The following is a 5,086-nucleotide window of genomic DNA, read 5'->3' as shown; positions in this document are numbered from 1 at the left end:
GGCCCGGCGCCACCCCCGCCAGCTGACATCACCCCGGGGCGAGCTCCCACCCGATCCCCGACTCCCGCCCCCTGGGCGTGCCGACGAAAGGCAAGTCATGGCCCCAACCCGGTTTCCGCTGATCGACCCCGACCACATGACACCCCGGCAACGCGAAGTCGCCGACACCATCGCCGGCGGCCCGCGGGGCGGGCTGCGGGGGCCGTATCTCGCGTTGATCCACCATCCCGAACTGGCCGACGTGGTCCAGCGGATGGGCGCACACCTGCGCTTTACCTCCGCGCTGCCCCCCGCCCTGATCGAGCTGACGATCTTGCTGGTGGCCCGGCACTGGACCTGCCAATACGAGTGGGTGGCCCATGAACGCGTCGCCCGGGCCAGCACCGATCTGCCCGACGCGCTGATCCGCGCCATACAGGACGGACGGATTCCCGAGCCGATGACCGAGGAGCAGCGGATCGTGCACGACTTCGTGCTGCGCACCCTCCATCACGGTGAGCCCCGCGGCGACGTCTACGACGAGGCGGTGCTGCGCTTCGGTCGCCAAGGTGTCCTGGACCTCGTCGCGACGTGCGGCTACTACGGGATGGTCGCCATGCTGCTCAACACCACGCAGGTCGCATTGCCCGAGGGTGTGGCGCCTCCCCTTCGCGAGGTGCCGTGATCACCCCACCACGACCACACGCCCCGGCCGACCCACGTCGAGGCGGCAGCGGTACGCCGTCAGCGGGACCGGGCCGTCGGCGACGTCGGTGGGGTGCTGTTCAGGCGGGAGCCGACAGGCTCGTCGACGAGCAGCGCCCTGTGGATCCTCCTCACCTCGGTGCTGCACCGGGGCCACCACTCCTCGACTGTAAAGGCATGACGTGACACCCAGTGGACCCCTGGTCGGACTCAAAGTCGTCGAACTGGCCGGGTTGGGCCCCGGCCCCCATGCCGCGATGATGTTGGCGGATCTCGGCGCCGACGTCGTGCGGGTGGATCGACCCGCACCCCCAGGTCCTGCCGCGGCGCCGAATCCGACCTTGCGGGGACGCCGACGCGTGGTCGCCAATCTCAAGGACCCCGCGGACCGCGCCGCAGTGATGCGCCTCATCACCGACGCCGACGTTCTCTTGGAGGGCTTTCGGCCCGGGGTGACCGAACGGTTGGGTCTGGGCCCCGCCGACTGCCTCCATCGCAACCCTCGGTTGGTGTACGCCCGGATGACCGGGTGGGGACAGGACGGCCCGCTGTCCCAACGCGCCGGCCACGACATCAACTACATCTCGCTGACCGGCGTCCTGCATGCCATAGGGCGAGCCGGTGAACGTCCCGTGCCGCCGCTGAACCTGATCGGCGACTTCGGCGGTGGGTCCGCGATGTTGGTCATAGGGGTGTTGGCCGCGCTGTGGGAGACTCAGCGCTCCGGGCGCGGCCAGGTCGTCGACGCCGCGATGGTGGACGGCGTGGCGGTGCTAAGCCAGCTGTTCTGGAGTCTGCTGGCCCGCGACGCCTGGATCGACGAGCCGGAGTCCAACCTCTACGACGGTCACGCGCCGTTCTACGACACCTACGCCTGCGCCGACGGCCGCCACGTCGCGGTGGGCGCGCTCGAGCCGCAGTTCTATGCCGCCTTCCTCGACGGTCTGGGCCTCTCCGGTGCCGACCTGCCCGACCAGATGGACCGCAGCCGCTGGGCCGAACTGCGACGGCACTTCACCGACGCCTTCGCCTCGCGGAGCCGCGACGAATGGGCCGCGACCTTCGCCGACGTCGACGCCTGCGTCACCCCGGTACTGGCGTTCGGCGAAGCCGCCGCGCACCCCCACGTGCGTGCACGGGGCACCATCACCGAAGTGGCAGGCGTAGCGCAGGCTGCCCCGGCGCCCAGGTTCTCCCGGACCTTTACCACGGTGCCCGACGCGCCCGCGCCACCCCAGTCCGTCGACGACGTCCTCGCCGATTGGCACGCACCCGAGCACGCGGCACTGCGGTGAGTCGGCTTCCTCGTCGCACGCGCCGCCGTGCACCCCGCCCACGCTTGGACCAGTCCGTCCGCTCCGGACGCCGCGCCGCCGAGGAACACGACAGGAGCTACCCACGATGACGTTGACGCACCAGGCGGGTACACCGCTGCGCTACCCCGACCGCTTCTACATCGGCGGCCAGTGGGTGACACCGTCGACGACCGCCGCGTTCACCGTGGTCGACTCGATCGACGAGGAACCCTTCTTGCGGGTAGCCGAGGCGCAGGCGGCGGACATGGCCGCGGCGGTCGCGGCGGCCCGGCAGGCATTCGACGAGGGACCGTGGCCCCAACTGAGCCACGCGCAGCGGGCCGAGTACGTGCGCGCCTTCGCCCAAGGGTGGCGGGAACGTCTCGACGACGTCGGTCAGCTCTGGCCCCGCGAATCCGGTGCACTGCACTCGTTGGCGCTCACGTTCGCCGAGCGGGCCGCCAACGAATGCGACGCCTACGCCGCCTTGGCCGACAGTTATCCGTTCGAGGAACGAGCACGACCCACCCGCGGTGGCGAGTTCGCGGTGCTGGTGCGCGAACCGGTGGGGGTGGTCGGTGCGATCATCCCGTGGAACTCCCCGGTGCCGATGATCATCCACAAGGTGGCCCCGGCGCTGCTCGCCGGCTGCACCGTCATCCTCAAGTCCTCACCCGAGGCGCCGGGAGAGGGTCTTATCGCCGCCGAGATCGCCCACCAGATCGGTTTGCCGCCTGGGGTGCTCAACGTGGTCACCGCCGACCGGGAGGTTTCCGAGCTGCTGGTCGGAGATCCTCGGGTGGACAAGATTGCCTTCACCGGGTCCACTGCGGTCGGTCAGCGGATCGCGGCACTGTGCGGTCAACGGATTGCTCGGTGCAGTCTCGAGCTCGGCGGCAAGTCCGCCGCCATCCTGCTCGACGACGCCGACTTCGACGCCGCCGCGGCGATTCTGACCGGGTCGGCGTGCGCGAACTCAGGACAGGTATGTTCGTCGCTGACGCGCATCGTAGTCAACCGCTCGCGTCACGACGACATGGTCGACGCCCTGGCTGCGGCGTTCTCCCAGACCGTGGTGGGCAACCCGTTCGACCCGCGAAGTCAGTTGGGTCCGTTGGCATCCGAGCGTCAGCTGCAGCGGGTACAGGGCTACGTCGACCGTGGTGTCGAGCAGGGCGCACGGTTGGTCACCGGCGGTCGTCGACCCGCACATCTGGACCGGGGGTTCTATATCGAACCCACCGTGTTCGCCGACGTGGACAGCCGGCACGTCATCGCCCAAGAAGAGATCTTCGGGCCCGTGCTGGCCGTGATCCCCGCCGACGACGACGCCGACGCGGTACGCATCGCCAACGACACGGTGTACGGACTCAACGCCTCGGTCTTCACCGCCGACGTCGAGCGAGCCCGCACCATCGCCGCACAGTTGCGGTCGGGCACGGTGGGCCACAATGCCGTTCGCGGCGACTTCGGCATCGCGTTCGGTGGCTTCAAGCACTCCGGCATCGGTCGCGAAGGCGGAACCGAGTCGATGCACCTCTACACCGAACCCAAGACCATCATCTTGGACGCCGTGCCCGCCCAGTATCAGCGCTGAGATCGCGGCCCCGCGGCGCCGCCGACCGTCAGGTCGGTGCGCCGGGTATCGCGCGGAGGCCCTACGTGCGGATCGGAGGCCACCGCGCGCCGACCGACCAACAACGACGACGGGAGCTCGGAGATGGCAGAGCTGAGACTGGGGTACAAGGCGTCGGCGGAACAGTTCGCCCCGCGGGAACTCGTCGAGCTGGCCGTCGAGGCCGAGGCGCACGGCATGGACAGCGCGACTGTCAGTGATCACTTCCAGCCGTGGCGCCACGAGGGCGGGCATGCGCCGTTCTCGCTGGCGTGGATGACCGCGGTCGGCGAACGCACCAAGCGACTGGTGCTCGGCACCTCGGTGCTGACCCCGACCTTCCGATACAACCCGGCGGTGATCGCGCAGGCGTTCGCCACCATGGGGTGTCTGTACCCCGACCGGATCTTCCTCGGCGTCGGCACCGGCGAGTCCCTCAACGAGATCGCCACCGGGTTCGAAGGCGAATGGCCCGAGTTCAAGGAGCGCTACGCGCGCCTACGCGAATCCGTCCGCCTCATGCGCGAGCTGTGGTTGGGCGACCGCGTCGACTTCGACGGCGAGTACTACAAGACGAAGGGCGCGTCGATCTACGACGTCCCCGAGGGCGGCATCCCGATCTACATCGCCGCAGGCGGGCCCCAGGTGGCCAAGTACGCCGGCCGCGCGGGTGACGGGTTCATCTGCACCTCCGGCAAGGGCGAGGAGCTGTACAAGGACAAGCTCATCCCCGCGGTGAAGGAAGGCGAGGAGGCCGCTGGCAAGGCCCCCGACGCCGTCGATCGGATGATCGAGATCAAGATCTCCTACGACACCGATCCGGAGCTGGCGCTGGAGAACACCCGGTTCTGGGCGCCGCTGTCGCTGACCGCCGAGCAGAAGACCAACATCCACGACCCGCTGGAGATGGAGAAGGCCGCCGACGAGCTGCCCATCGAGCAGGTCGCCAAGCGGTGGATCGTCGCGTCGGATCCCGACGAGGCCGTCGCCAAGGTCAAGGACTACGTCGACTACGGCCTCAACCACCTCGTCTTCCACGCCCCGGGCCACGATCAGCGCCGGTTCCTGGAGCTCTTCCAGCGCGACCTGGAGCCGCGGCTGCGCCGACTGATCTGACAAATGGTGGCATTGCGCCGTCACGGTCATGATTCGCCGTCGTGCCGCACCCTTGTCGTTTCCTCGCCGTCACCTCGCGCGCGCTGCGGCGGTGCGTGCACGGACGGAGGCCCCGACATCCCCGTGCAGTCCTGTCGGGGCAACGGGTGTGGCGAACTGGCACGCGATGGTCTGCGGCGTCAGGAAAACTCGAACACGCCTTTGCCGTCGGACTGCTGGTCGAACCACTCGTAGGCGGCGGTGGCGTCCGCGAGAGCCCAACTGTGCGAATACAATTCGTCGACGGGTAGTTGACGGGCCGCGACGAAGTCGGCGCAGCGTTTTTGCTCCACGATGGACAGTGTCCATGAGGTCAGCAGCGTCATCTGACGCTGAT

At 68.9% G+C, this 5,086-nt stretch carries 4 protein-coding genes and 1 pseudogene; 4 read left to right on the top strand and 1 reads right to left on the bottom strand.

What is annotated here, in order from left to right:
• Positions 1-97: 97 nt before the first annotated feature.
• From B1790_RS32180 to fgd, 4 genes are all read left to right on the top strand, one after another.
• Complete coding sequence (locus tag B1790_RS32180) at positions 98-664, top strand: carboxymuconolactone decarboxylase family protein (RefSeq protein WP_079927341.1); 567 nt, start codon at positions 98-100, stop codon at positions 662-664.
• Positions 665-866: 202 nt separating this feature from the next.
• Entirely contained in the window at positions 867-1,979 is a 1,113-nt protein-coding gene (locus tag B1790_RS32175) for a CaiB/BaiF CoA-transferase family protein (protein ID WP_079927340.1), read from the top strand.
• A 106-nt stretch (positions 1,980-2,085) separates the two neighbouring features.
• Positions 2,086-3,576, top strand: a complete 1,491-nt coding sequence (locus tag B1790_RS32170; RefSeq protein ID WP_079927339.1) for an aldehyde dehydrogenase — start codon at positions 2,086-2,088, stop codon at positions 3,574-3,576.
• A 123-nt stretch (positions 3,577-3,699) separates the two neighbouring features.
• Positions 3,700-4,710, top strand: a complete 1,011-nt coding sequence (gene fgd, locus B1790_RS32165) for a glucose-6-phosphate dehydrogenase (coenzyme-F420) (protein WP_079927338.1) — start codon at positions 3,700-3,702, stop codon at positions 4,708-4,710.
• A gap of 179 nt (positions 4,711-4,889) precedes the next feature.
• Here the strand turns inward: fgd and B1790_RS32160 are convergent.
• Positions 4,890-5,086, bottom strand: a pseudogene (locus tag B1790_RS32160) (iditol 2-dehydrogenase); the annotation flags it as partial.

Origin of the sequence: Mycobacterium sp. AT1 (assembly GCF_002043095.1) — a bacterium.
In the GTDB taxonomy this organism is placed as follows: domain Bacteria; phylum Actinomycetota; class Actinomycetes; order Mycobacteriales; family Mycobacteriaceae; genus Mycobacterium.
This window is presented reverse-complemented; position numbering and strand designations above follow the sequence as displayed.

Excerpts from the sequence above, each read along its gene's own strand:
- B1790_RS32180 (WP_079927341.1), top strand. The coding sequence starts at position 98 with ATGGCCCCAACCCGGTTTCCGCTGATCGACCCCGACCACATGACACCC.
- B1790_RS32170 (WP_079927339.1), top strand. The coding sequence starts at position 2,086 with ATGACGTTGACGCACCAGGCGGGTACACCGCTGCGCTACCCCGACCGC.
- fgd (WP_079927338.1), top strand. The coding sequence starts at position 3,700 with ATGGCAGAGCTGAGACTGGGGTACAAGGCGTCGGCGGAACAGTTCGCC.